Here is a 22,979-nt window from a genome sequence, read left to right on the forward strand (position 1 = left end):
GCCAGCCTTACAGGCCGCGAACCATCAGGACGTCCAAGGTACGCGGGCCGTGCACGCCTTCAACGCGCTCCAGCTCGATATCACTGGTGGCCGACGGGCCGGAGATCCAGGTCTGCGGACGGGTGATGGCCAGTCGCGGCATGGCTTCTGGCAGCAGGCGCACGATCGACGAGATCGGCACGATGCACACATGGTGGTCGGGTACCAGCGAAATCGCGCGGCGGCCCTGGTTTGGCTCGCCATCGAGGATGATGGTGCCGGACTCGGCGACCGAAACGGCCGACGAGGTGACCACGGCGCTGGTTTCATCCAGTTCGGCGATGCTCAGCCGTGCGCCCGGGGCATCGATGCGCTGCTCGACCTTCTCGCCCAGCCCTGAGAGCCAGTCGGTGTCCAAGCCATGCGGGTAGACAACGCTGGAGGCTCCCGCCAGCTTGGCCGCTACGTATTCCGGGATCTGCGCGGCGTCAATGACGTCCACCCCGGCCTTGTAATCCACCAAGCGGTCCACCAGCAGGTCGATGAGCTCAGCTTCACCCATATCCGAGGTCTTGCGGTATTCGCGGGGTACCTCTTGCGCGACGGGAGCATCGGCTAGTGCCGAGCGGATCCGTCCCAGGATTTCGTCTTTTGCGCTCACTTGGACTCCTTCTCGTCGCTCCACCAGTCGCGGAAGGACTTGTTTGGCGGGGCGGGAATGTCACGGCTGGCGGTCCACCCTGCGGCGATGCCCGGAAGCTTCTTGATCTTCTTTTCCTTGCCGGACATCAGCCGGCCCAGCGGCAAGGCCTTTTCGAGCAGGCCGAGGTTCTTGCCCTTGCCCAACGCCCAGGAGCCGCCCTTCATCAGCAGATCCATCTGGGTCGGGAGCTTGTGCTTGTCGCGGTTGGCATCCACGTCCTCGCCGCGCAGGTGCACGAGGATTTCCGGGATGTTGATCTTCACCGGGCAAGCGTCGTAGCAGGCGCCGCACAGCGAGGAAGCATATGGCAAGGAGCCGTTTTCCTCGACCTGGATGCCGGTCAGCAGCGGGGAGAGGATTGCGCCGATCGGGCCCGGGTAGGTCGAACCGTAGGCGTGGCCGCCGGTGCGCTCGTACACTGGGCACACGTTCATGCACGCCGAGCAGCGGATGCAGTTCAGCGCGGTGCGGCCGAAGCGGTCGGCCAGGGCGCGGGTGCGGCCGTTATCCAGCAGCACGATGTGCACGTTCTGCGGGCCATCGTCTTCGCTCACGCCGGTCCACAGCGAGGTGTAGGGATTCATGCGCTCGCCGGTGGAAGACCGCGGCAGCAGCTGCATGAAGACCTCGATGTCCTCCCAGTGGGGGAGAACCTTCTCGATGCCCATGACCGTGATCAGGGTTTCGGGCAGGGTCAGGCACATGCGGCCGTTGCCCTCGGATTCCACTACGCCCAGGGTGCCGGTATCAGCCAGCGCGAAGTTCGCGCCGGAGATGGCGACCTTGGCGGAAAGGAACTTCTTGCGCAGGTGCTTGCGGGCAGCTTCGGCCAGCTTGGCTGGCTCATCGGTCAGGTTCGGATCCACTACCGGCATTTCCTTGAGGAAGATGTCGCGCACCTCGGTGCGGTTCTTGTGGATCGCCGGAACCAGGATGTGGCTTGGCTTGTCGTTGCCCAGCTGGACGATCAGCTCGGCAAGGTCGGTTTCGAAGGCTTCGATGCCCTCGGTCTCCAGGTGCTCGTTCAGGCCGATTTCCTGGGTGGCCATGGACTTGACCTTGACGACCTCTTTCGAGCCGGTCGCCTTGACCAGCTCGGTAACGATCTTGTTGGCTTCGTCCGCGTCACGGGCCCAGTGGACAATGCCGCCCCGGGCGGTGAAGTTCTTCTCGAACTCTTCCAAACGCTCTTCGAGGTAGGCCATCGTCAGGTTCTTGATGGCGCTGCCGGCGTCGCGCAGCTCTTCCCAGTCCGGAAGCTCGCCGACGACGTTCAGCCGCTTGTCGCGAATGGTGTGGGTGGCGTGGCGCAGGTTCTTGCGCATCTGGGTGTTGCCCAGTTCGCGGTGCGCGGCCTTGGGGAATGGCTCGGTCTCGAACAGGTTGCCCTGCCCGCCGGCAGGCATGCCGAGGAATACCTGAGTCACAGTGACACCGTCTCTTCCATGGTGCTGGCCAGGATATCTGCCAGGTGCAGGGTCTTTGGCTTGGCTCCGGTGCGCGAAAGTCCGCCGCCGATGTGCATCAGGCAGGAGGCGTCGCCGCCCGCGCAGGCCGAGGCGCCGGTGGAGCAGATGTTCTTCATCTTGTCTTCGAGCATTGCCGTGGAGACATCGGAGTTCTTGATCGAGAAGGTACCGCCGAAGCCGCAGCACTGGTCAGCTTCCGGAAGCTCGTTGACGGTGATGCCGCCGACGGTCTTGAGCAGATCAAGTTGCCGATCGCCGAGTTTCAGCGAACGCATGCCGTGGCAGGAAGGGTGGTAGGTGATGGTCTGCGGGAAGTAGCTGCCCAGCTGCTCGGCGGCGTTGGTGATCCCCAGGACATCCACCAGCAGTTGGCTCAGTTCATAGGTGCGCTTGCCCACGGCAACTGCGCGTTCCTTGAGCTCCGGCTTGCCCAGGCGCTCTGCCAGGAAAGGGTGCTGGTGCTTGACCGAAGCAACGCAGGAGCCCGAGGGGGCCACCGCGACGTCATAGTCTTCGGTGTCGAAGGCATTGATGTGGTTTTCGACCACGGGCAGGGCTTCAGGCATATAACCGGAATTCATGTGCATTTGCCCACAGCAGGCTTGCGCCTTGGGGAAAATGACTTCATGGCCCAAGCGTTCCAGGATTTTCACTGTCGACTTGGCGGTTTCCGGATACATAGCATCCACAATGCACGTGGCAAAGAGAGCAATTCGCATAATAAATGACTCTTTCAGGGTGTGGTCAGACCATACTATGCCACGCACTTCGTAATAGTCAAGACTTGTTGTGATAGCTCTCACCTTGTACTCTAGGTGGTCGGACCACATATGGTCAGACCATCTCGAGTAAGGACGCCCACACCGTGTTTACACCCTCCACGGATCCGATCGCGGGGAGCATAGCTGTTTCAGCGCTCATCGCACTGATCCCGCTTGTAGCCTTCTTCGTACTTCTGGCGGTAGTCAAGGTCAAGGCCCACTGGGCCGGCCTCGGCTCGCTCGCTGTTGCCATCCTCGTGGCGATCTTCGGCTGGAACATGCCGGTTGGATTGGCATTGAACTCCGGACTGATGGGCATGGTCTTCGGTGCCTTCCCTATTGTCTGGATCGTTGTCATGGCGATCTTCCTCTACCAGGTCACCGTCAAGTCGGGCCGCTTCGAAGACCTGCGCCGCGTCTTCGACGTCATCGGCGGCGGCGACGTGCGCATCCAGGCCGTGCTGATTGCTTTCTGCTTCGGCGGCCTGCTTGAAGCGCTGGCAGGCTTCGGCGCACCGGTGGCGATTACCGCCACCATGCTGCTGGCATTGGGCCTGTCGCCGCTGCGCGCAGCCTGCGCCGTGCTGATCGCCAACACCGCCCCGGTGGCCTTCGGCGCCGTGGCGATCCCGATCACCACCGCCGGTGCCCTGACCGGCATCCCGGCTGCCGACATCGGCGCCATCGTTGGCCACCAGTCCCCGCTGCTGGCGCTGTTCGTCCCGTCGATCCTGGTGCTGATCCTCGACGGCTGGCGCGGCATGCGCCAGACCCTGCCGGCAACGCTGACCATCGGCATTTCCTTCGGTGTCGCCCAGTGGCTGTGCTCGACCTACTTCTCCTATGAGCTGACCGATATCGTTGCTGCGCTGGTTGGCCTGGCCGCCGCAGTGATCCTGCTGCGCTTCTGGACTCCAAAGGGTGCCGACGAGGCACGCCAGCGCGTGCTGACTGCTGAAGCCGCCGCTATTCCATACGAGGCCAATGCCAAGCTGCACCCGGTCAACACCTGGATGGCTTTGTTCCCGTACCTGCTGGTTATCGTCATCTTCGGCGTGGCCAAGCTGTGGAAGCTGGGCGTGGACATTCCTGCGTGGCTGGCAACCACGGACATCAAGTTCGGCTGGCCAGGACTGGACGGCAAGATCCTGAATGCTGATGGCGAAGCGGTATCTTCGACCATCTACAACTTCCAGTGGCTATCCTCCCCGGGCACCTTGCTGCTGATCACCGGCCTGATCGTGGCCCTGGTCTACGCGAAGAACGACGGCAACGGCAAGTACAAGATGACCTTCGCCGAGGGTGCTGCCGAAATCGGCAAGACCGTCTACAACATGCGCTACGCCGCGCTGACCATCCTGTCGGTCCTCGGCCTGGCTTACGTAATGAACCTTTCGGGCCAGACCATCACCATTGGCACCTGGCTGGCAGGCACCGGCGCATTCTTCGCCTTCCTGTCGCCAATCCTGGGCTGGATCGGCACCGCGGTGACCGGCTCGGATACCTCGGCCAACGCGCTGTTCGCCAAGCTGCAGCAGACCGCTGGCATCAATGCCGGCATCGATCCGAACCTGCTGGTTGCCGCCAACACCTCCGGCGGCGTGGTCGGCAAGCTGATCTCCCCGCAGAACCTGGCCATCGCCGCTACCTCGGTGAAGATGGAAGGCCAGGAGTCGGTGATCCTCAAGAAGGTTGCCGGTTGGTCCGTAGGCATGCTGCTGGTGCTGTGCTGCTTGGTTTACCTGCAGTCCACCCCGGTTCTGTCCTGGATGCTGCCTTAGCCGTGAACGGCTAAAATAGATCCGATGCCAGTAAACCCAGCTCCGCGTGCGTACCAGATTGTTCTCCAAGCAATTGAAGAGGATCTGCGCAAGGAGAAGCTCTCCGTTGGAGACCAGCTTCCCGGCGAGCGTGCGCTCGCGGAGCAGCATGGGATCTCGCGGGCCTCGGTCCGCGATGCCATCCGCATCCTTGATGTGATGGGCATTATCAAGACTTCAACCGGCTCCGGGCCCAACTCCGGAGCGGTGATCATCTCCAACCCCTCGGCAGGCATTTCGCAGGCATTGCGCCTGCACTTGGCGGCCAAGGGGATCAACGTCCGCGAGATCGTCGAATCTCGCATCCTGCTGGAAACCTGGGCAGCGCAAATGACGCCGCGCGATCCGATCCATGCCCAGCAGGTCATTGACCGCACCGCGGTGCTGATCATGCGCATGGACGACGCGCAGCTCTCGCGCGAGGCCTTCCACCGCATTGATGCCGAGTTCCATGTGCTCCTGGCCTCCATGGCCGGCAACGCGGTAGTGGAATCGATGATGGAATCGCTGCGCAACTCGATCAGCGACTATGTCTCCGAATCGGTGCCCAGCGACGAGGCCTGGCAGCCGGTGGTCCGCGTCCTGCGCCGTCAGCACAAGGCCATCCACCACGCGTTTGCGACGAACCAGCGCGAACGGGCGGCCCAGCTGCTTGAAGAGCACATCAACTGGTTCTACTCGCAGACCCGTTAGGAACGTTGATTGTCGGAAGGTACGAACCCTTGTGGTTCGTAGGTTTCTCCTGGGTATCTTTAGCAATATCACCAATCTGGTGTCGTCTGAGTTGCCTTGCACATCCTCTCGAAATGCTCGGAGTTGCAGCCACGAATTAGACCTAATAATGTCTGAAGTTCTTTTCGAACTGTAGGTAGATCTACCCCAGTTGAGGGATTTGGATTTTCTCGGTGTGATTGACCGTGGGCAAACTTTACAACTCGATTTTTGACAATGTCGTCCACTTTGCCCTTGCACGCCATATCGATTTTCTCTTGAAAGCTCGTCCCGGCGGGTCCCTCAAAAGTAGCGAATCCTTCGAGCAAACGACGACTTGCATTTCCAACGAGGGGCAGGAGTGAATCGTCTCCATCCGAACGAGCGGTAGTAACAACTTTATTGAATAGGTAATGATATTCCGAGTTGTGCTGGAGAAGGAAAACGGGAAACTCCTGCAACTGAATATTCTGCTCTGGGTGAGAGAAATTTTCACACCGGGATAGCTCCAAGAAATTCACACGAGGGAACCATTTCTCCGCAGCGTTGCCGCCGCCAATTTTCTTTAGTGACGCCTTCCGCTGATTTGAAGTCGAAACCGTATACAGTCGTAACAGCTCGAAATCATGAGTAAGAACTATTGACTGTGGGTAATGATCAAGTTTTTCATTCAGCCAAGCGAACGCAGCGTACATGTTCTCTCGGTCGAGGCTTGAGACGGGGTCATCGACGACTACGACTAAGTTGTCCTGGTCTACGTCGTCGGCTTCGAGGGACCGTACGAAGTAAGATAGAGCAATTATCTTGCGTTCGCCTTCGCTAAGATTCGTTGCTGGTAGGCCATGGCGCGCGATCACGTAGCCAGTCGCATCGGAGGACGGCCTCACATCGATATCTTGGCGACCGAAGACATTTTTGACATCGTCATCAATTGATTTAGCCATGACAGCCGCGTCCGTTTGTGCGGCCTTGTAATGAGCAGCTCGGTCTTCATGATGCTGCAGTCGGGCGCTCAGTTTTGCTTGCAAGTCCGCTAAGCGCGGGACACGCGCGTCCGCAATCTTATATTGTGTCGAGTGACGTTCCGCGAGGTGTTCAACTATTGCATTAGCAGAATTGAGGGCCGCTTCAGCGTGGTCCGCTGAACGAAGATTGTGGGCGTTAATTAGCTGCTCCAAGTCATCAATCGGAGCATCTTCCAGCCGGAAATCATTGGGCAGGTCTAGCGGTTCATAGAATTTCTCTATTTTCCTTTCGACCAGTTTCATAATGTTGTCCAGTTCATCTCGTCTACGCGTTGCCCAGTTTAGGATTCTTGAGATGTGCTCATCAGCGGCCTGTTGGAGATCTGGATAGAATTCTGATTTCTTTGGTAAATCTTGCACCCATGACTCTAATTTTGAGCGTTCCGCTGCTGATGTAGCAGCTATTCTAGCCAGCTCTTCCCTTACCAAATTTGATGAGTCATCGAAGTGTTTTCGCAAGTCGACCTTACGGTCTTCGGTGAGAAGGCCACTGCAGAACTTGCATACAGATTCGTTATTGTGCAGCCTGAGTCCAAGACGTACCCAGTCGTCAACTTCTTGATCAGCTGCCAATTCCTGAATGACAATAGCCGTGGTCAGTTGGCTCGTTGCTAGTCGAAGTTGCTTTAGCAACTTGGCCGACGAAGTTTCGGGTAGGACAACCGCACTGATTGTGTCCGGGGCATCCATTGTCGCGGTGCGGAAATGATGGCCATAATCATCTGTGTTAAGACTTTTCAGGCCGTTCTTGTCAAGATGTCTTTTCGCTACCCGAACGTCAAATCTGTATGAAGAGTATTTATCTGGGTCCACCACGTTTAGTGCTTCGACTACCTGCTCCTTAAAGAGCGATAGACTTCGTTTGAGCGATTCTTTGCAATCCTTATCTGCCGAAGAAACTGACTTCAGACGTGCTTTGTAGTGGGCAATGAATTCTTCGGCAGCGAGCTGTGACGTAGCTGCATCTGCATTGTCGCCGAATTTGAATATAGTCTCAGATTCTCCTGATGCGTCAAGAAATTCTCGAAGTTTTTCTTCAACGTAAAAATGGTTGAATACCTGTATGTTGGCTATGTCTAATTTTTCACCGGTCTTTACTTTCTTCGCCTTCGAGTTGAGGCTGGAAGTGGAAATTTTAGACTGCAAGGTGATCCAGGTTCAATGGATAAAGTACGAAATAGTTCAGAAACCGATGATTTCCCAGAGCCGTTTGATCCGAAGATGATGCTCTTCTTCGCGAACACTACTTCGTCACCCATTAACTCCTGGTGTAAACCACGAAAGTTTTCAACTGAGGTTACTTGCCGAAGCATCTTCTCGCCTTTCTGACAAAATGTTTGATCTGCTTTAGTTGGTGAAGCGTTGTGCCATCGTTTCCATCTGCTCGATGACGAGCTTGATGGCTTCGGGCTGCTTGTCTGGCGGGTATCCGTTCAGGATCAGAAGCCGCTTCACCGAAGACCGCAGCTTGGCCCGGACATCCTCGCGGACGGTCCAGTCGGTACGCACATCGCGACGCATGACCTGGACCAGCTGACGTGCAATGGTGGCCAACATGTCTTCGCCTTGTTCCATCAGGGCGGATTCATTCATAGCCACCGCGTCGTAGAACGCCAGCTCGTCGTTGTCCATGGGTGGTGTGAACTTCTGGCCGCGGTTGGATTCCTCGGCTACCTCTTTGGCCAGTTCCACCAACTCGGCAATGACTTCTGCAGAGGTCAACTGCTGGTTGGTGTATTTGGTCATCAGTTCGGTGATGCGTTCAGAGAACGCACGCTGGCGGATGACGTTATTCCGGGTGGACTTCGCGGATTCCTCGGCAACAAGTTTGCGCAAGGATTCAATGGCCAACTGCGGATTTCGCGCCTTCTGCGTCTTGGCAACGAATTCCGGTGTCAGGTCGCTGAGCGAAGGTTTCGGCATGCCTGCGGCCTCATAGATATCCAGGACCTTGCCGGTTGCGTCGGTTGCCGTGGCAATGATCTGGGCCAACTGCCGCTGGATTTCTTCAGGAACAGGCAGTCCTTGCGCTTGTCGGTCCTGGGCGTCGAATTTGCCCATCCATACGCGAATTTCCTCGTACACCTGGATCTCCGGGCGGAGCTCTTCCAGCTTGCCAGAACCGGTACACAGAGCCCACGCCCGTGCCAGCCGACCAGCGGTGGACCGGTACTGGACGGCCAGAGGCTGTGCGCCTTCGGCAACTCCACTATTTCCCGGGGTCGCAGGATCACGCAAATAGTTGACCGCGCCGGTGACAGCGTTCAGGAACGACTTCGGCCCGGGCTTGCCGAGTACGGCTTTCCAATCGTGACCAGCGAGCAGAACGCGGATCTGGCTGACGAGGTCCACCGCCAGGGCTATGGCTTCATCAATGTTCCTGCCCACGGGCTGGTTCTTGCGGTCATCTGCCGTGTATTCAGCCAACGCGGTGGTGAGGTTTTCAGCCAACGGGGCATAGGCGACAAGCAGGCCATCACACTTTCCACGGAAGGTGCGGTTGACGCGGGCAAGGGTCTGCATGAGCAAAGCACCCTTGAGCGGACGGTCCAAATACAAAGTATGCAGGGGAGGAGCATCAAAGCCGGTGAGCATCATGTCTTTGACGATGACTAATTCCAGCTCATCTTCGGGATCCTTGAGACGTTCCTTGATGGAGTTGTTCGCGGAGTCGCGGCGGACGTGGTCGGATACTGGTGGAACGTCCGACGCGGTCCCGGAGTACACGACCTTGATCTTGCCCTTGTCCAGCTCATCGGAATGCCAATCTGGACGCAGGGCAGTGATGGCTGAGTAGAGATTTGCGCAGATCTCACGCGTTCCTCCAACGATCATGGCCTTGCCATAAGTTGGTGCGCCAGAAGTGTCAGCGATGAAGGGTGCCACGGTATCCCGGCGTTGTTCCCAGTGCGAGACCAGGTCCCTGGCTAGTTCGGCTAGTCGCTCAGGGGCGCCGTAGACCGCATTGACCACGGCCACGGACTGCTCGATGCGCGCACGCTCGGTGTCATCCAGACCCAGTGTCACGCGGTCGGCATCCGCGTCCAAGTCTTCCAGGGTGCGCCCATCGGCCAGCTGCACCTTTATCAGGCGTGGCTCGAAATAGACGGGCACGGTGGCGCCGTCTTCCACGGCCCGGGAAAGGTCGTAGACGTCGATGTAGTCGCCGAAGACATCACGGGTATTGCGGTCCTCGAAAGAGATCGGGGTGCCGGTGAATGCGATGAGTGTTGCGTTGGGCAGGGCATCGCGTAGATGCCTGGCATAGCCGTCCAGATCGTCATAGTGGCTGCGGTGCGCCTCATCGACGATGACGATGATGTTCTTCCGATCACTGAGCAGCGGGTGCTCGGTGCCCGCTTCCTTCTCGTCCTTGGTGCGCCCGAATTTCTGCAGGGTGGTGAAGTAGATGCCTCCGGTGACCCGCCCGGAGAGCTCGGAGCGCAGCTCGGTGCGGCGGCGGACCTGCTTGGGAGTGTCAGGCAGCAGCTGGGAGCGGGCGAACCCGGAATAGAGCTGCCCGTCGAGTTCATTGCGGTCGGTGATCACCACGACCGTTGGATTCTTCAGCGCAGGGTGGCGCATGACCGAGGCAGTGTAGAGCTCCATTTCCATGGACTTGCCCGACCCCTGGGTGTGCCAGACTACGCCGGCCTTGCCATTGGTGCGCACGGCATCAACTGTGGATCCGACGGCTTTGTTAACAGCGAAGTACTGGTGCGGCTTGGCGATGCGCTTGAGCAGCCCCTCGGCTCCGGCATCGAAGGCGGTGAAGGAACGCAACAGCTGGAGGAAGCGGGTCGGGTTGTATAACCCTGCAATGGCAGTCTCGATCGGTAGGACCGCGTCGCCGTCGATGACCAAGTCGGCGGGGACGGGGATACCGTCATCATCGACATTCCACGGGGAGAAGTGGTTCAGCGGCGTGAACGGGGTCCCGTACTTGGCATCCAACCCGTCGGAGGCGAAGGTGAAGACGCAGAAGCGGAAAGCCAGCGGGAACTCCCGCAGGTAGGTCTGCAGCTGGGCGTGAGCGGCGGCAACGTCTGTGCTCTTGGATCCAGCCCGCTTCAGTTCCATGATGCTCACCGGCATGCCGTTGCAGTACAAGACGACATCGAAGCGGCGCTTGTAGTCGCCCTGGACCAGGGTGACCTGGCTGACGGCCAACCAATCATTGTCCGTCTCTTCGGCACCGATCAGGCGCAGCGTGGGATTCTGCTCGGTTCCGTCCGGGTCCAAGTAGGTCAGCCGGTAGCCGTCCACGAATATTTTGTGCATGCGGTAGTTCTCGGTGATCGCATCCTGGGATGCTGGAGCTGCGATTTCCGCGCAGGCCTGCTGCAGGTACTGCTCCGGGATACCGGGGTTCAGGCGACGCAGCGCGGTGAGCAGACGCGGACGAATTAGTAGTTCATCCCAAGATTCACGCTCGCTAGTGCCCGGTGCAATGTCCTGGCCGTGGGCAGGACGCCATCCGTCGCCGAGCCATTCAAGTACGAGGCCTTCGAGGTCCGCTTCGGAGAAGCTGGTGTTCGTTGTCATTGAGCTAGATCCTTTTTCTCGGAGCGAAGATTCATCGGGTTGCAAGCCTTGTGGTTTTCATCCGGGATGGTCCGTGTTGGCGATATCGGTGGCGGCGAGTTCCGCTTCCAATTCATCGACACTCGGCAAGCTTCGAGAGACATCATCTGGAAGTGAATCCTTGATCTCGGTAGCCCATTCGGCAACGCCAATAGGCGACTTGAAACCACGCAACGCATACTCGGCAACCACGGAGTTCTTGGTCTTGCACAGCAAAAGGCCGACGGTAGGTTCATCACCTGGCTGTGCCAGCAGGTCATCTACAGCACTCATGTACATTCCCAACTGGCCGAGGTGGCCGGGCTCGAACTTGCCCACCTTCAACTCAACCACCACGAATCGGCGGAGGATGAAGTTGTAGAAGACTAGATCCGGGAAGAACTCATCTCCAGCTACATCCAACCGCAATTGCCGTCCGACAAACGCGAATCCCCGTCCAAGTTCCAGCAGGAAACGCTCGACGTGCTGCAACAGTTGGCCTTCAAGCTCTCGTTCATTATGGGATTCTGTCAGCTCCAGGAAATCGAAGACGTAAGGATCCTTCGTGGCTTCCTGGACTACAGATGAAGTCGATGAGGGCAGCACTGTATTGAAGTTGGAAGTTGCCTGCCCACTGCGTTCATGCATGCGTGTCTCGATCTGGCGTACCAGATGGTTGCGTGACCAGCCTTCGGCAAGCGCTGCTTGGGCGTACCATATGCGCGTGGATTCTTCGTTGAGCTTCTCCAACAGGGCGATGTGGTGATACCAAGGCAATTGTGCAAGCGGCGCTTGCACAATTGCCTCAGCTGTCCAAACACCGGCCAAGGTTCGCATATACTTCAGATTTCTCTGTGAGAAGCCCTTGACGTCTGGATACCGATCTCGCAGATCGGCAGAGAGCCGGTCAATGACTTTGGTTCCCCAACCCTGCTGAGATTGGCGATCGAGGATGTCGCGACCGATATGCCAATAGGTAATGATCAATTCTTGGTTGGCGGCCAGGGCGGCTTTACGTTGTCCCTGGGAAATGCGGTCACTGATCGAACTAAGTAGCAACGGGTACCACTCGGGAAGGCCAGCGGCAGACGGCGTACTTGCGAAAAGTACAACGTCGTCCGAAGCTGAAGTGTTGTCCTGCGAATTCATACCACTTGCCTTTCCGTCGTGCAACTAAGTCAAACTAGAATTTCTCCGGTACGCGAGAAGCATTAACGGCCGGTTGCACCACGGACTCACCGAGTGCTTCGGCCTCCTTGACGCGCAGCTTGCCCGACATTAGCTGGGGGAGCAACGCGTCGCGAGTAGCTGCTAGGGTCTGGTTCTCGGCCATAAGGCCAATGACGTAATCCCGAATGGCTGAGACCCTTGTACTGAAGGATTCTGCGGCTTCGTGACCTGGCCAAGGAACATTAATGCTGGAGAGATCCTTCCAACTTGTGCGGGGCATTCGTGTGCCCTCGCTGGCAGACGTGACAGCCTGTACGACACCATCATGGGCAAGTGATGCCAAAGCAAAGCCCGATAGTGCTTCATCCATGGGCGTAAGTACTAGAACATCCGTCGAACAAATCCCTGCTTTAGGCGCCGTGACAATCTTGTGGAAGTAGGGTCGGAGTTTTCCGAATAGAATATCTCCTGCCTTGAAATGGCTCTTGTTGCTACTCACTTCATCGGATGAACCGTGTTCCCCGAGCCACATCAATCGTCTTGGAATGTGTTCAAGGCCTACATATGGAACCTTTGCTTCAAGCATTTCGGGGTTCGCAGTGTTTCGGCGATTTATGACTATTTCCGAGAGGGCTCGATGCTCGCTACTTAGGGTCGTTAGCAAGTCGTATTCGGCCCGAATCCATTCATCGGCAATGTTTGCGAGTTTGACGTTGACAGCAATTTTGTCGTCGAGCGCGCCGAGGACTTCGGCGATGGCCTTTTGTTCACGCATTTCGATAATCGGAACCTTGTGTGTCGACGCAAAATTCGTGTACTGAAAGCGAGCAACACCCGTGTGCTGTACTTGATATTGCTCAATTGCTCCAGACTGGTAAAGAGATTGTAAATACCAGTAGATATATCGAGGGTCCGCCAGTCGACGGTCAACTCGCATATATCGGGCGAAACTGGCGCAAGTAACTGGTAGAGAGAATCCGGAAAGAACACGATCGGTAACTAACATTGTGCGCCCAGTTGGCCGCCCAGGTGACCCGCCGGCTGTTTCGATTAGAATGTCATCAATTTGGAGAGTTCGTCGCTCCACAGTCTTTGCCGACAAGTAACGGATGGGGACATTCCCCGTATTTCCTAGAGCGACGTTTCCGAAGTCTGTGGCCCGAATGACACTGTATGGAACGTACCCATCTTCGCGTTCAGATTTTCCCCAATCACCGTCTTTGGTAGCGATCAGTAAATCTTTTAGCAACACTCGTGTCGTTTCAGGCACTTTGAACGCTCCTCAACTGCTCGCGCACAACAGTCGCCAACCTCTCAGATTCCTCGAACTGCTCAAACAGTTCCTTCTTAAGTCGCGCGATCTTCTCTGCAATCGGCTCTCCATCGTCTTCGACTTCGGCCGCCCCAACATATCGACCTGGCGTTAGTGCATAATCGGCATCTCTGATTTCAGCCAAAGTGGCCGAGTAGCAGAAGCCTGCCTCGTCTGCGTATTCCTTGCCATCAGCGGATGCGCTTCCGCGCCATGCATGGAAAGTGTCAGCGATCCTCGCGATATCCTCGTCGCTCAAAGCTCGTTCGGCGCGGTCCACCATGTAGCCCAGGTTACGTGCGTCGATGAAGAGCGCTTGGCCGGTGCGATCCACGGAACCTTGAACTCCAGCAGTCTTATCTTTTGCGAAGAACCACGTGCATACCGGGATGGCAGTGGAGCGGAAAAGCTGTGTCGGCAGCGCGACCATGCAGGAAACTAGATCCGCCTCAATCAGCTGGGCGCGGATATCGCCTTCCCCGCCGGAGTGCGAGGACATGGAACCGTTAGCCATGACCACGCCGGCAGTGCCGCCTGGCGCCAGCTTGGAAATGATGTGCTGGATCCACGCGTAGTTGGCGTTGTTCGCCGGTGGGACACCGTAGCGCCAGCGCGGATCTGACTCATTGCGCGCCCAATCCTTGATATTGAACGGAGGGTTGGCCATGATGTGGTCGGCTTGCAGCTCTGGGTGCATATCGCGGGCAAAGGTGTCCTGCCAGCGTGAGCCGAGATTGGCATTCAGGCCGTGGATGGCCAGGTTCATCTTGGCCATGCGCCAAGTGCGTTCGTTCAGTTCCTGTCCATAGACGGAAATCGCGGTGCGATCTTCACTGTGGGCATCAAGGAACTTCTCGGTCTGCACGAACATGCCACCGGAACCGCAAGCCGGGTCGTAGACACGTCCGCTGGTCGGCTCCAGGACCTCCACCAAGACGCGAACCACGCCGGCAGGCGTGTAGAACTCTCCGCCGCGCTTGCCCTCGGCACGAGCGAACTTCTCCAGGAAGTATTCATAGACTTCACCGAGCAAGTCGCGCGCACGTGTCGAACCTTGGCCGGTGAAGCGGGTGGTGTTCAGCAGATCCAACAATTCACCGAGACGGCGCTGATCCACGGACTCGCGGTTGAAGACGCGTGGCAGAGTGCCAGTGAGAGGTGGGTTGGAAGCCATGATTGCATCCATGGCAGCATCGATCAGCTCGCCGATATTCTTGGGGGCTTCACCGCCGATTGCGTCAAGCCCCTTGGCATTTTGGGTCAGGTATTCCCAGCGTGCATTTGCTGGAACCCAAAAGACTCCTTGACCGATGTACTCATCCACATCGTCAAGTAGTTGAGCTACTTGTTCTTCGTTCATACCGTCAGCCGTAAGTTCAGCTGTCACTTGTTCACGACGTTCAGTGAAAGCATCAGAAACATACTTGAGGAAGACCAGGCCAAGGATGACGTCCTTGTACTGCGAGGCATCCATGGAACCACGAAGCTTATCTGCGGCTTTCCACAGAGTATCTTTGAGTTCCTTCATCGTGCTCGGGGCAGCCTCGGCCGCCACCTTCTTAGTTCGTGCCACTAGGGACGTCCTTCCTTAAATGTTCTGGAACAAGTATCTCAAGTCCACCGGACAATAATGCGCTGGTTATCCGGCTGGACATGGCATTCAAAAGCTCAATGCGGCTGGCGATATGCTGGCGTTCCTCATCAATCAAACGAAGCGCGCGACGCATCGCCTCATAAGATTTCGGAGGGACCTTCCGAACCGCCCACTGCCGCCAATTCGCTGATTCGGCATTGGTGATGTCTTGGGCGAGCACTTCTGGATGGAGCCCGGAATCCGTGGGTGAACTGATTCTCAGAACCCTCGCAGGGAAATTCACTGCCTTTGAGCCTTCGACATCAACTGTGGCGGTCGGACCGCCTGAAGAATTGAAGATGATGTCGCCAGGCTCAGTAATCACTGCTCGGCCATAAGCTTGCGCAAGGTCGAAGTATGAAATTGAGCTGGAGGGCTGTCCAGACCGAATATCCTCAGAACTCCAAACTTGTATTCCGTGCTGGACCTTGTGGTGCAATGAATTTTTGTTGAATCGGGTTCCTGACAGGACTTGAAGATGTCCTTGGGAAACCAGCTCGCCCAGCGTGCTGAAACCGGACGTTTCGACGGGTTGCGCTTCTGAATCGCGCAACTGCAGCTCCCAGTCCAATTGAGGGCGAGCGACGCTGGACTCATTCAGCGCAGTCAGCAGTTTTTCGAATTCGACCTGGTGTTCGGCCAGAGATGCTGCGCCTGAATGCGGATCCAGGCGTTTAACTAGATTCCGGGGTATCAGCCCTTGCGAACTGGCGATGATCCTGCTTGTTCGTCCCCACCGGGCGAACCTGAAAGAGTGTGCTCGAAGTCCGTGCAGTTCCATGAGGCTTGCTGCCAGATCCGCGACAAAGTCATCCGCGACGCTGTCTCTCAATGGCAAGTCGCTGAGATCAGCAAGCATGATGCGACGCTCAGCCAATGGAACATCCGAAGTATCCGGACCGATGACCCACAATCCAAGAGCAGTCCGGGGCTTGAAAAGGAAGTGGCCTTGCGGCAGTAAAGCAACAGCGCGGACTCGTCCCATGCGCAAAATCGAAGCCCGCACGTTAGCGGCTTCCTTATGCTCCGTGGCATTGACCAAGGCGTTTGCCGGGGCAATGACGATGGCGCTGTGGCTGGGACCGAGTTCGAGAACCAGATCATCAATGGCTTGCAAGATCGCCAGCGGGTCATCGTCCTGCATCTCCGGAGAGGGGAACTGGGCCAGATGGATGATCGGCTTGATCCCATTTGATGGTGATGCGGCAATGAAAGACTCATTCGTGGCCAGCAGCATTTTCAGCCGGCGTACGGTCAGCCGGGAAGCATCGCGCTCTTCGGCGACAGTTGGAAGCTGGATCTGCAAAGAAGTCGATTCTTCAACTAGTTGCATCAGCGCATAGATAAGGTCGCTGCCTCCCGGGGTCGCCTCATGGAAAACGGAGTCCGGGCCCGCCAGCTCCAGCGCACACTTGGCGACAAGCCGTCGGGAAGATTCTGAAAGGGCAGTGCGGCTTATCGCGATTTCATTGGCTCGGAAACGATCATTGAACAGTGATTCGAATGCAGGCAGCGCTCCGTACGACGCGTCAATCAGCTTGTCGACGTACCCGGCGATGGAGGCTAATTTGTCCTGCGCTGATTCTATTTCCGAATAGAGGCACTCGTCATCCGGGTCTAGCTCATCTGCAGCGTCTAGAAGTTCGCTCGGCGAAAATTGTGCCAACGGCTGGCTCAAGAATTGCTGCAGGGCCAGAAGCGAAGTGACCAGAGGAAAGTTTTCCCGCGCCAATGTCGAGTAGGCCGCCGAGTCTTCCTTGAGCTCAGGGTTGTTTCCGCGGCCGGTAGCTTGTAGCCACTGGACAATTTCTTCGGACGCGAATAGTTCCTGGGCGCCGATCCTCCGTTTCGATTCCGGAAAGGGCAGTTCAGTGCCCCGGCTCCTTTTGCGCCAGACGGTAACGACAGGGCGCTGGACATGAGCAAGGCGTGCGATGTCAGGCAGGGAGATCAGTTCTTGCGTGTTCATCACTGCCTCCCTTCATGCCCGATCGAATGATAACTCTGACCCTACAAGAAGAACTCTCAGTTTCCTATGGTAGTTACTGATAACCCTCATTATCAGTAATTTGCTACTTCATTTTCGATAGGTCATTCAATCTGGTTTCACGACGGAATCCTGCCGCGTCGCCCCATCAGGCACTCCAGGCAAGAACGTCGAAGTCATCGAATACTCGCCCCAGGAGGACACCGTGGAACCACAGATGCAGGGACCTATGGTCCCGCCTGAACTGCTCAGGCAACGCCCGAAGAAATCTTGGCTCATACCGGCCAGCGCTGGCCTGGCCATCGGAACTGTTTTGGGATTGGCGATCGGGTTCTCCGCCGCAGGCGGTTCAAGCGGTTCCCGTAACGCATTGTCCGATGCGCAAAACGGCAGTGCATTGAACCAAGACGTCATCGACCAAGCCGTTGAAACCTGCGGCATCGACCCTGAAGGGTACAACCTCCTGGACGGTGGGGCAGCCATCGAGCTGGATACCGAAGGCGAAGACTACTTGGACAGCGGCACCTCCAACCTCATTGCCTACTACTGCATGCTCAATGAGCTGGGCGTACCGGAAGTCACCCAGCAGAAGATGGACCGCACCCGGGCTCTGGACGGAACCCAGAGCGACACCTGGGATTCGCTGCAGGCCAGCTGGTCCTACCACCCGGACACCGGCGTCAACGTGCTCATCGAAGGAGCGAAATAGCCATGAGCGAGAATCAATCATCATCGGCAGTCCCGGCCGAGACTGTGGACAAGCCAGAGAGCAAGAAGAAACGCTGGGGGCTGGTTCTTTCCTCGATCCTCGGCGTCGGAGCCTTAGTTGGCGGCGTGTTCTGGGGAATGAACCTCGTCGACCCGAAGGAATCCGAAGAGTATTTGGCCCTGTCCGAGTCGCATTCAGCGGTCGCAGCGGAACGGGATTCGCTCCAATCCGACTTCGACGAGCTTGAAGCCGGGATCGCCGGCAGGGAAGAAGCCGTGGAGGAACGCGGCGCCGCCCTGGATGAACAGGCCGCCAATCTGGATACGCGTGACCAGGAGCTCCAGGATGCAAAAGACAAGGTCGTTGCCCGCGAAAAGGCGGTCGGAAAGATTGAGGCCGAACAACTGGAAAATTCCGTCGAGGACGGCGTATGGACGGTCGGCAGCGACATCAAGGCCGGCACCTATCGCGCCAAGGAAGCTGTGGGCAGCGACTGCTATTGGGCAGTGGTCAAAACGGGAACCAATGGCAGCGACATCATCGACAACGGCATCCCTGGCGGAGGGCGTCCCGCCGTCACGGTCAAAAGGGGCCAGGACTTCGAATCGAAACGCTGTGGCACCTGGGTGAAGCAGTAGAAGCCCGTACACCAAACATCAGTGATCATCACCTACTCTTTTAGGAGCCATCATGAGCTATACCAATGCACAACCTTCGCCAATGGGGCAGTATCCCGCACCTTACCTTCCGCCGAAGTCTTTCATGACGACCTGGTTGCTCTCCCTGCTGCTAGGTGGACTGGGCGTTGACCGTTTCTATCTGGGCAAGGTGGGCACCGGCCTGCTGAAGCTGCTGACTTTCGGCGGTTTCGGAATTTGGTCCCTTATCGATCTCATCATCATCCTTTCCGGTGGCATGACCGATAAGTTCCGTCGCCCGTTGGAGGGGTATGCGCAGCACAAGAAGCTGGCATGGATCATCAGCATCGTTCTGATCGCCATCGGCGCAGTGATTGGAATCAGCACCGGGGTCTCTGCCGGAAAGGCTGTGGATCAAGCGGTCACCAACACACCATCTGTCGTTAAAGAACCAACCATCGAGGCTTCGGCGACTGCTGCAGCAACTGAGCAGGCTGCTGTTGAAGAAGAACCCGTGGCAGAGGAACCTGCGGAGGCCACGTGGCAGGAGGTCGTTACCCTCGATGGAAAGACCGACAAGGCCAGCAAGGTGTTCGAGCTCACCGGGGCTGAAGCCCGGATGACCTATTCCTTCAAGGGGGGCGAAGACATGTCCCTTGGCGCGATCTACATTCTCACCGAGGGGACGGATCTGATGAAGGACGGCGGGCTTCCCGAAGCCATGATTGACGGTCCGGTTAGCGAAGAAACGGCTCTGCACAAGACCGCGGGCAAGTACTTCCTGGATGTGAACGCTGCAAACTTCGACGGCTGGACCGTCACCATCGAAGAAAAGCGCTAACAGAGATTCCGAGGCGGATCATTTGGGAGAAACTCCTCGGAAATGTGCTCCGGTGGGAACTCTTATGGGGAAGAGGACCCACCGGGGTTTGGACAAAGGTAGTCGCCCACGCAAGTCTTGGACTTACGTGGGCGACTATCCGTTCGTAGCATCGATTCTTGAAGTTATCGTTGGTTGCCCAAAGCGAACAAGGCTTGGTCGATTTCTCTGGCCGTCCACGTTTGGTCATGTTCATCAAGGAGCTGAATGAGAACTTCCACTTCTTGCATGTACCGGCGGTACCGGCCGCGACTGTTTGCCAACTGAATGCCGAGGAGCGTCAAACCATGGTGCGCACGGCGATCGTAAATGGCCATTCGTTTCGGTGCTGCGGCGACGATGACCGCTGAAGCTAGTGCGTCACCGGTGGTGAACCCGGGCAATGCTCCTAGAGCGCTTCGTGATTTCTCGGCGGCTTCCGGAACACTGAGCAGCTCGTCATTCGCGTACTTGAGTACGTTTTCAGTGGCCTCACGTACCTCTAGGTCCGGGGTGTTCATGAGCTTCTTTGCCCACTTGGTGTCGGCTCTGAGCCGTTTCCATAGAAGCAAAGAACCAATGTCAGCTTTCCCGAGGGAGCCGGTCTTGGCAAATCGTTCCGTCACCTCTTCAAGAACCTCGTCGTAGTGTTCTGAAGTGTCGCTCGTGTAGTCTTCGTGCGCTCGGGAAAGCTGAATCCAAAGAGGGATTTCGCTACCCTCAGTCAACGTCGTCGATGAGTCCATGATCCTATCCTGACATCAATATTTGAAGACGTGTAAGTCCCGATGTTCAGGGCATCCGAGATGTTCTGACGCTTGCTGAAACTGAAGCTCTTAAATCCTACTTTTAGCTGTCTTGGGCATCATAAGTCTGATATGTTTTAGGGAAGCGACGGGGCTGATTTTTCGGATTTAACAGCTGGTTCATACCGCTGATGAGTTCCCGTCGATGTACCATCGACACTTCATGCGAGGGAATTCATGAGCCAACTTTTTGACCTGTCCGGACGGCTGGCCCTGGTCACCGGATCCTCCCGCGGCATTGGCCGCGAACTTGCCCGTGCCCTGGCCGAAGCCGGAGCCACCATCATCCTGCACGGCCGCGATGCGCAACGCTTGGCCGAAACTGCCGCCGAATTCGGCACCCGCTATGGCGCCGAGAGGATCCACAGCGTCTGCTTCGATGTCACCGATGATGCCGCCGTGCGCGAGAACATCGCCGCCATTGAAAAGAACATCGGCCCCATCCGCATTTTGGTGAACAACGCGGGCATCCAACACCGCGTGCCCATGCTGGAACTGGAAGTCGCCGACTGGCAGCGCGTGATCGATACCAACCTCACCAGCGCCTTCCTGGTGGGCCGAGAAGTCGCACGTGGCATGGTGGAACGCGGCGAAGGCAAGATCATCAACATCTGCTCGGTGCAAACCGATCTGGCCCGTCCCACTATCTCCGCCTACACCGCAGCCAAGGGCGGACTGCGCAACCTCACCCGCGCCATGACCGCGGAATGGGCCTGTTCGGGACTGCAAATCAACGGCATCGCACCGGGCTACATCCACACCGAAATGACGCAGAATCTGGTGGATGACGAGAAATTCAACTCCTGGATTCTTGGCCGCACCCCGGCGGCCCGTTGGGGTACCGTCGAAGACCTGGCCGGACCAGCAGTCTGGTTGGCCTCGGACGGATCGAACTACGTGAACGGTCAGACCATTTTCATCGACGGAGGCATGAGCGTTGTCGTCTAATTCCCTCGCCACCAGCACGTTGGCCGTCGTGGCCCATGCAGCCGGTGATTTGCGTATTGAACAAATCGAGCTGGCAGCGCCGGGAGCAGATGAAGCACGCGTTGCCATCGCTTACGGCGGTATCTGCGGATCAGACTTGCATTACTGGAGCCACGGCGCCGCCGGGGAATCGATCCTCAAGGCTCCAATGGTTCTCGGGCATGAAATCGTCGGCACCATCATCCAGGCCGCCGCTGACGGCAGCGGGCCGGCAGCCGGAACCAAAGTCGCCGTGCACCCGGCAACACCAGGTGAGACGGGGGAACCCTACCCGGCCGACCGCCCGAATCTCTCCCCGGGGTGCACCTACCTGGGCTCGGCCGCCCGCTACCCGCACACCGAGGGCGCATTCGCCCGCGAAATGAACCTGCCATCACGCATGCTGCGTGAGCTGCCTGCTGGCTTAGCACTGCGCGATGCGGCACTGGCAGAACCGGCTGCGGTTGCTTGGCATGCGGTGTCGCGCGTCGGCGAAGTCGCCGGCAAGAAGGCGCTGGTTATTGGTGCTGGCCCGATCGGAGCTCTCGCTGTAGCAGTGCTTAAACGAGCCGGGGCCAGCGAAATTATCGCGGTAGACATGCACGCCAAGCCGCTGGAGATTGCCAAGCAGCTCGGTGCCACCTCCACCCTGCGCGCCGATGGCCAGGAAGCAATCGCCCAGGTGGGCGCGGACGTGGTCATCGAGGCCAGCGGCACCTACCGCGGATTGGCCTCCGCGGTGCGCGGTGCCGTGCGCGGCGGTCGAGTGGTCATGGTCGGGTTGCTGCCCTCAGGAGAACAACCCGCACTCATTTCGCTGGCTATTACCCGCGAGCTGGAACTGGTTGGTTCCTTCCGCTTCAACGACGAAATCGACCATGTGCTTGCTGCCCTGGCCGACGGTTCACTGCAGGTTTCCGAGGCGGTAACCCACGAGTTCCCGGTCGCCGATGCGCTTGAAGCCTTCGAAACGGCCAAGGATTCGGCTCGCTCCGGCAAAGTCCTGCTGAACTTCCTGGGGCAATAGTTGGCTTCAGCTAGAAGTGCACCGCGGCGGCCCCTGAAGTCGGGGGCCGCCGCGGTGCTTTTTAGTTCAGCGAACTCTAGTTGGTCTCTGCGATGCTTACCGCGGTTGTCACGGGCACCGGATTGGCGAAGAGGTCCAGCACCGGGCAGTGTGCATCCACTGCGCGGCGCAGTTCTTCATAGCGTTCAGCTGATTCCGGTCCGGCAATCCGGATGTCCAGATCCACCGACGAGAAGCCGGGGCGGATGGTCTGGTCGATGCCGAAGAGTCCGCGGACATCGAGGTGGCCATTGGCCTGGATCTTCACGTCGTCCACCTGGATGCCGAGGTTCTGCGCGTACAAGCGGTAGACCACAACCTGGCAGGAGATGAGCGCTCCGAGCGCGTATTCCACGGGGCTTGCGGCCAGGTCGCTGCCGCCCAGGGCAGCTGGCTCGTCGACCTGGAAGGTGTGCTTGCCGGAGACAATGTTGCTGGCTACCGAATCGAAGCCTTCGCCCTCGACGGTGAAAGTCAATTGGGCACTTTGCGGGGCAGCCGAAATTCGTTCGCCCCAGCCCTTGCCTGCTTCCTGCAGGCGCTGTGCGCGGTCTTCGGATACGGTTGGGGCAGATGCTGCATTAGTCATGGGGAATTGATCCCCTTTCTGGCGCAAGGGGCGCCATCGCTTACGCATCTTGGCGTTCAAGATGCGTCGAATCTTCACCTGGGGCACCCCGCACAATGACGCAGGAGGGTTGCCGTCCACTCAGCCAGGGCTCAAAGAGTGGAACTCGTGATTCAGTGATTAATTTCTATCGGTTGCAGGGCCCGCGGGTAAAGGGCAGAAGTAACTTTTCGT

At 57.8% G+C, this 22,979-nt stretch carries 18 protein-coding genes and 1 riboswitch; of the genes, 7 read left to right on the top strand and 11 right to left on the bottom strand.

All coding sequences use genetic code 11. The features are described 5' to 3' along the window. Positions 1-7: 7 nt before the first annotated feature. From ACIOU9_RS10915 to ACIOU9_RS10925, 3 genes are read right to left on the bottom strand one after another with little or no spacing between them, the layout of a single operon-like run. Positions 8-640 carry an LUD domain-containing protein gene (locus ACIOU9_RS10915; protein WP_332594596.1) on the bottom strand — a complete coding sequence of 211 codons (633 nt, stop codon included), beginning with the start codon at positions 638-640 and terminating at the stop codon, positions 8-10. Further along, positions 637-2,088 (bottom strand): LutB/LldF family L-lactate oxidation iron-sulfur protein, encoded by a 1,452-nt coding sequence (locus tag ACIOU9_RS10920; protein WP_402696961.1) that lies wholly within the window; start codon positions 2,086-2,088, stop codon positions 637-639. The genes ACIOU9_RS10915 and ACIOU9_RS10920 overlap by 4 nt, the downstream gene beginning before the upstream one ends. A 17-nt stretch (positions 2,089-2,105) precedes the next feature. Next, a complete protein-coding gene (locus ACIOU9_RS10925) occupies positions 2,106-2,870 on the bottom strand; it encodes a (Fe-S)-binding protein (protein WP_105656268.1) in 765 nt (254 codons plus the stop codon). 146 nt (positions 2,871-3,016) lie between these two features. Between ACIOU9_RS10925 and ACIOU9_RS10930 the strand changes: the two genes are divergently transcribed. Further along, positions 3,017-4,693, top strand: a complete 1,677-nt coding sequence (locus ACIOU9_RS10930) for an L-lactate permease (protein ID WP_105656269.1) — start codon at positions 3,017-3,019, stop codon at positions 4,691-4,693. A gap of 24 nt (positions 4,694-4,717) precedes the next feature. After that, a complete protein-coding gene (locus tag ACIOU9_RS10935; protein WP_105656270.1) occupies positions 4,718-5,425 on the top strand; it encodes a FadR/GntR family transcriptional regulator in 708 nt (235 codons plus the stop codon). 68 nt (positions 5,426-5,493) lie between these two features. On the opposite strand, the gene ACIOU9_RS10940 is transcribed toward ACIOU9_RS10935, so the two are convergent. The 6 genes from ACIOU9_RS10940 to ACIOU9_RS10965 form a co-directional block, all read right to left on the bottom strand. Beyond that, positions 5,494-7,614 carry an AAA family ATPase gene (locus tag ACIOU9_RS10940; protein WP_402696909.1) on the bottom strand — a complete coding sequence of 707 codons (2,121 nt, stop codon included), beginning with the start codon at positions 7,612-7,614 and terminating at the stop codon, positions 5,494-5,496. Positions 7,615-7,815: 201 nt separating this feature from the next. Further along, a complete protein-coding gene (locus ACIOU9_RS10945; RefSeq protein WP_402696911.1) occupies positions 7,816-11,013 on the bottom strand; it encodes a type I restriction endonuclease subunit R in 3,198 nt (1,065 codons plus the stop codon). 57 nt (positions 11,014-11,070) lie between these two features. Continuing rightward, positions 11,071-12,180: a YhcG family protein gene (locus tag ACIOU9_RS10950; RefSeq protein ID WP_402696912.1), complete on the bottom strand. Its 1,110-nt coding sequence runs from the start codon at positions 12,178-12,180 to the stop codon at positions 11,071-11,073. Between the two features lie 34 nt (positions 12,181-12,214). Continuing rightward, the gene (locus ACIOU9_RS10955; RefSeq protein WP_402696914.1) at positions 12,215-13,471 is read right to left on the bottom strand and encodes a restriction endonuclease subunit S; all 1,257 of its coding nucleotides are present in this window, start codon (positions 13,469-13,471) and stop codon (positions 12,215-12,217) included. After that, positions 13,464-15,041 carry a type I restriction-modification system subunit M gene (locus ACIOU9_RS10960; RefSeq protein ID WP_402696963.1) on the bottom strand — a complete coding sequence of 526 codons (1,578 nt, stop codon included), beginning with the start codon at positions 15,039-15,041 and terminating at the stop codon, positions 13,464-13,466. Before ACIOU9_RS10960 ends, ACIOU9_RS10955 begins: the two co-directional genes overlap by 8 nt. 31 nt (positions 15,042-15,072) lie before the next feature. Next, positions 15,073-17,115, bottom strand: coding sequence for a hypothetical protein (locus ACIOU9_RS10965; RefSeq protein ID WP_402696916.1), 2,043 nt, complete (start codon positions 17,113-17,115; stop codon positions 15,073-15,075). A gap of 223 nt (positions 17,116-17,338) precedes the next feature. Between ACIOU9_RS10965 and ACIOU9_RS10970 the strand changes: the two genes are divergently transcribed. From ACIOU9_RS10970 to ACIOU9_RS10980, 3 genes are read left to right on the top strand one after another with little or no spacing between them, the layout of a single operon-like run. After that, positions 17,339-17,842 carry a hypothetical protein gene (locus ACIOU9_RS10970; protein ID WP_402696917.1) on the top strand — a complete coding sequence of 168 codons (504 nt, stop codon included), beginning with the start codon at positions 17,339-17,341 and terminating at the stop codon, positions 17,840-17,842. A gap of 2 nt (positions 17,843-17,844) precedes the next feature. Next, positions 17,845-18,480, top strand: coding sequence for a hypothetical protein (locus ACIOU9_RS10975; protein WP_402696918.1), 636 nt, complete (start codon positions 17,845-17,847; stop codon positions 18,478-18,480). Positions 18,481-18,532: 52 nt separating this feature from the next. Further along, the gene (locus ACIOU9_RS10980; protein WP_402696919.1) at positions 18,533-19,321 is read left to right on the top strand and encodes a TM2 domain-containing protein; all 789 of its coding nucleotides are present in this window, start codon (positions 18,533-18,535) and stop codon (positions 19,319-19,321) included. Positions 19,322-19,485: 164 nt separating this feature from the next. Here ACIOU9_RS10980 and ACIOU9_RS10985 read toward each other — a convergent pair whose 3' ends face one another. Next, the gene (locus ACIOU9_RS10985; RefSeq protein WP_286172200.1) at positions 19,486-20,085 is read right to left on the bottom strand and encodes a hypothetical protein; all 600 of its coding nucleotides are present in this window, start codon (positions 20,083-20,085) and stop codon (positions 19,486-19,488) included. 237 nt (positions 20,086-20,322) lie between these two features. On the opposite strand from ACIOU9_RS10985, the gene ACIOU9_RS10990 reads away from it, so the two are divergent. Further along, positions 20,323-21,093: an SDR family oxidoreductase gene (locus ACIOU9_RS10990; protein ID WP_133834035.1), complete on the top strand. Its 771-nt coding sequence runs from the start codon at positions 20,323-20,325 to the stop codon at positions 21,091-21,093. Next, positions 21,083-22,138 (top strand): L-idonate 5-dehydrogenase, encoded by a 1,056-nt coding sequence (locus ACIOU9_RS10995; RefSeq protein ID WP_133834034.1) that lies wholly within the window; start codon positions 21,083-21,085, stop codon positions 22,136-22,138. Before ACIOU9_RS10990 ends, ACIOU9_RS10995 begins: the two co-directional genes overlap by 11 nt. Positions 22,139-22,214: 76 nt before the next feature. Here ACIOU9_RS10995 and ACIOU9_RS11000 read toward each other — a convergent pair whose 3' ends face one another. Next, positions 22,215-22,766 carry an OsmC family protein gene (locus ACIOU9_RS11000; protein ID WP_133834033.1) on the bottom strand — a complete coding sequence of 184 codons (552 nt, stop codon included), beginning with the start codon at positions 22,764-22,766 and terminating at the stop codon, positions 22,215-22,217. A gap of 31 nt (positions 22,767-22,797) precedes the next feature. After that, positions 22,798-22,919: riboswitch (SAM riboswitch) on the bottom strand. Between the last annotated feature and the right edge of the window lie 60 nt (positions 22,920-22,979).

The organism is Glutamicibacter sp. NPDC087583, assembly GCF_044743685.1.
GTDB lineage: Bacteria > Actinomycetota > Actinomycetes > Actinomycetales > Micrococcaceae > Glutamicibacter.

Coding starts and splice junctions, on each gene's coding strand:
- ACIOU9_RS10990 (WP_133834035.1), top strand. CDS start 20,323: ATGAGCCAACTTTTTGACCTGTCCGGACGGCTGGCCCTGGTCACCGGA.
- ACIOU9_RS10965 (WP_402696916.1), bottom strand. CDS start 17,115: ATGAACACGCAAGAACTGATCTCCCTGCCTGACATCGCACGCCTTGCT.
- ACIOU9_RS10950 (WP_402696912.1), bottom strand. CDS start 12,180: ATGAATTCGCAGGACAACACTTCAGCTTCGGACGACGTTGTACTTTTC.
- ACIOU9_RS10935 (WP_105656270.1), top strand. CDS start 4,718: ATGCCAGTAAACCCAGCTCCGCGTGCGTACCAGATTGTTCTCCAAGCA.
- ACIOU9_RS11000 (WP_133834033.1), bottom strand. CDS start 22,766: ATGACTAATGCAGCATCTGCCCCAACCGTATCCGAAGACCGCGCACAG.
- ACIOU9_RS10920 (WP_402696961.1), bottom strand. CDS start 2,088: ATGCCTGCCGGCGGGCAGGGCAACCTGTTCGAGACCGAGCCATTCCCC.
- ACIOU9_RS10975 (WP_402696918.1), top strand. CDS start 17,845: ATGAGCGAGAATCAATCATCATCGGCAGTCCCGGCCGAGACTGTGGAC.
- ACIOU9_RS10980 (WP_402696919.1), top strand. CDS start 18,533: ATGAGCTATACCAATGCACAACCTTCGCCAATGGGGCAGTATCCCGCA.
- ACIOU9_RS10985 (WP_286172200.1), bottom strand. CDS start 20,085: ATGGACTCATCGACGACGTTGACTGAGGGTAGCGAAATCCCTCTTTGG.
- ACIOU9_RS10960 (WP_402696963.1), bottom strand. CDS start 15,041: ATGAAGGAACTCAAAGATACTCTGTGGAAAGCCGCAGATAAGCTTCGT.
- ACIOU9_RS10925 (WP_105656268.1), bottom strand. CDS start 2,870: ATGCGAATTGCTCTCTTTGCCACGTGCATTGTGGATGCTATGTATCCG.
- ACIOU9_RS10945 (WP_402696911.1), bottom strand. CDS start 11,013: ATGACAACGAACACCAGCTTCTCCGAAGCGGACCTCGAAGGCCTCGTA.